Below are 2,330 nucleotides of genomic sequence, written 5' to 3'. Positions count from 1 at the left end.
GCCCACCGCGATGTCGTCGCCGGCGCCGAGGCGGGACAGCAGCGCCGCGAGCGCGGCGTGCAGGGTCATGAACATCGTGGCGTGTTCGGTGGCGGCGACGGCCCGCAGCCGGGCGTGCACGTCGGCGTCGACGGCGAGGTCCACGTCGGCGCTCGCCATGGACTGCACGGCCGGGCGCGGCCGGTCGGTGGGCAGGGTGATGCGGTCCGGGAGCCCGGCGAGGGTCTCCACCCAGAATTCGCGCTGTTGCGCGGCCGTCGATTGCGGATCGGTCTCGTCGCCGAGGATGTCGCGCTGCCACAGCGTGTAGTCGGCGTACTGCACCGGCAGCGGCGCCCACGCCGGGGCCGCACCCGCGGTGCGGGCGGCGTACGCGGCGATCAGGTCCCGGGCCAGCGGCGCCACCGACACCCCGTCCGCGGCAATGTGGTGCAGCACCAGCACCAGCACGTGCTCCTCCGCGCCCAGACGCAGCACCCGGGCCCGCACCGGCAGGTCCACGGTCAGGTCGAAGCCGGCCCCGGCGAAGCCCGCCACGGCGGCATACACGTCGGCAGGTGCCTCGGTGAGGTCGAGGGGGACGCCGGCGTCGACGGCCACCTGGTGCGGGCCTTCCGCGTCGGCGGGGAACACGGTGCGCAGGCTCTCGTGCCGGTCGGTCACGTCCCGCCATGCCGTGGTCAGGGCCGCGGCGTCGAGGGGCCCGGACAGGCGCAGCGCCACCGGGATGTTGTACGCCGCGGAGGTGGGGTCGAGCTGGTTGAGCACCCACATGCGCTGCTGCGCCGGGCCGAGGGGCACGCGGGCCGGCCGGGGCCGGGCCGTGAGGGCGATCCGCGGGGCGGGACGCTCGAGCAGCCGCACGGCGAGCCCCGCGGGGGTGGGCGCCTCGAACAGGTCGCGCACCGCCAGGGCGGAGCCCGCGGAGTTCAGGCGGGCGACGACGCGGGTGGCGTCGAGGGAGTTGCCGCCCAGGTCGAAGAACGAATCGTCGATCCCGACCTGCGCGAGGCCGAGCACCTGCGCGAACGCGGCGACCACCGCCTCCTCCGTCGGTGTGCGCGGAGCGCGCCCCGAGCCGGCCGCGAACACCGGCTCGGGCAGCGCCGCCCGGTCCAGCTTGCCCACCGGGGTCAGCGGCACCGCGTCGAGCACGACGACCGCCGCCGGCACGAGATGGGCGGGCAGCAGCTCGGCCACCTGCGCCCGCAGTGGCTCGGCCTCGAGCTCGCAGCCCGGCGCCGCCAGCACGTACGACACCAGCACCGGCGACCCGGCCGGACCGGTCCGGCCCACCGTCACCGCATAGTCCACCTGCGACAACCCGGCCAGCACCGCGTCGATCTCCCCGACCTCGACCCGCATCCCGCGGACCTTGACCTGATGATCACCCCGGCCGAGGTACTCGAGTTCGAGCCGGCCCCCGGCCCGCACCCACCGCACCAGGTCGCCGGTGCGATACATCCGCGCCCCCGGGACCTGCGGATGCGCCACGAACCGGCCCGCGGTCAACCCCGCCCGCCCGTGATAGCCCCGCGCCAGCCCGTCCCCGGCCAGGTACAGCTCCCCCACCACGCCCACCGGGGCCGGCCGCAACCGCCCGTCGAGCACCAGCGGCGTCACTCCGCGCACGGCCGATCCGATCGTCACCGCCCGTCCCGGCGCCAGCGGTCCCGCCGTCGCCCAGATCGTCGCCTCCGTCGGCCCGTACAGGTTCAGCATCGTCCGCCCCCCGGCGAACCGCTCGACCAACTCGGCTCCGACCGCCTCCCCGGCCACCGCCAGCACCTCGACCGACGTCAATGCCGCCGGCTCCAGCGTCGAGAGCACCGACGGCGTGAGGACCATGTGCGTCACCTGCTCGGCATCGAGCAGCGTGGCGAGTTCGGCGCCGCCGACGACGCCGGCCGGAACCGACACCAGGCAGCCCCCGGAGCCGAACGCGGCCAGTTGTTCGAAGATCGCCGCGTCGAAGCTCGGCGAGGCGAAGCCGAGGACCCGCGCGTCCGGTCCGACCGCGAGCGAATCATCCTGGGCGCGAACGATGTTCGCCAACCCGCGGTGGGTGACCGTGACGGCCTTCGGGGTGCCGGTCGAGCCGGAGGTGTAGATCAGGTAGGCGGCGTGGTCGGGATGCAGCGGCCGGGTCCGGTCCGCGTCGGTCAACGGCGCGGCGGATTCGGCGGCGGATGCGGCCCGCAGCGCCGGGTCGTCGAGCTCGAGCCAGGTGAGCGCGCCGGGCAGCGCGGACCGGTGCGCGGTCGTGGTCAGCCCGAGCGTGGCACCGCAGTCGCCGAGCATGTGCGCGATGCGCTGGGCCGGATACGCCG

At 75.5% G+C, this 2,330-nt stretch carries 1 protein-coding gene; it reads right to left on the bottom strand.

From position 1 onward, the window contains the following. On the bottom strand, positions 1-2,330 hold a 2,330-nt coding region (locus CQZ88_RS29990; protein ID WP_180987052.1), incomplete at both ends, for a non-ribosomal peptide synthetase.

Origin of the sequence: Rhodococcus sp. ENV425, from assembly GCF_002887785.1 — a bacterium.
GTDB lineage: Bacteria > Actinomycetota > Actinomycetes > Mycobacteriales > Mycobacteriaceae > Rhodococcus > Rhodococcus aetherivorans.
Note: the sequence above shows the minus strand (reverse complement) of the source record. Positions and strands in the feature narration are given on the sequence as shown.